Source organism: Rhodococcus sp. EPR-134 (assembly GCF_001647205.1).
Taxonomy (GTDB): Bacteria; Actinomycetota; Actinomycetes; order Mycobacteriales; family Mycobacteriaceae; genus Rhodococcus_F; species Rhodococcus_F qingshengii.
This window is the reverse complement of the sequence record NZ_LVCT01000746.1, coordinates 1-704: the sequence shown is the minus strand read 5'-3', so window position 1 is coordinate 704 and position 704 is coordinate 1. Positions and strand designations below refer to the sequence as shown.

Annotated in this window: 1 protein-coding gene; it reads left to right on the top strand. The window is 60.4% G+C overall.

Annotation, left to right across the window (positions count from 1 at the left end; translation table 11 throughout):
• Positions 1-704 (top strand): alkane 1-monooxygenase (locus A2J01_RS32040; protein WP_197494345.1); only part of this gene is annotated, 704 nt, incomplete at both ends.

Below are 704 nucleotides of genomic sequence, written 5' to 3'. Positions count from 1 at the left end.
TGGTTTCTCGTCGACAACCTTCGTCTCGGATTGTTCTGGGCGACCGGCGCGTGGCTACTGGTCATCGTCATCCCGATCATCGACATGCTGGCCGGTGAAGACGGCGAAAGTCCGCCGGACGATGCGATCCCACGACTGCAGAAGGACCGCTACTACCGCTGGTGCACTTACGCGTTCCTCCCCTTGCAATACGCCGGTCTGGTCTTCGCCTGCTGGTGCTGGATCAACGCTCCGATGGGAATCGCGGAGAAGATCGCGATGTCGTTCACGGTGGGCGTCGTCGCCGGCGTCGGTATCAACGCGGCCCACGAGCTCGGCCACAAGAGCGAGAAGATCGAACAGTGGCTCGCGAAAGTGGCGCTTGCGCAATCTCTCTACGGGCACTTCTACGTGGAACACAATTTCGGCCACCATGTGCGTGTAGCTACTCCGCAGGACCCGGCCAGCTCACGGTTCGGTGAGAGCTTCTGGAGGTTCTTGCCACGAAGTGTGTTCGGCGGGCTGCGTTCGGCATGGCGCATCGAGAGCGCTCGACTCCAGAGGAAAGGCAAACGAACCTGGAGCTTCGAGAACAATATTCTCAACGCTTGGGCGATGAGTGTTGTCCTCTTCGCGACGCTGATCGGTATCTTCGGTTGGGAGGTCGCGCCCTGGCTCCTGCTGCAGGCAGTTGCCGGATTCACCTTCCTCGAAGCCGCGAACTA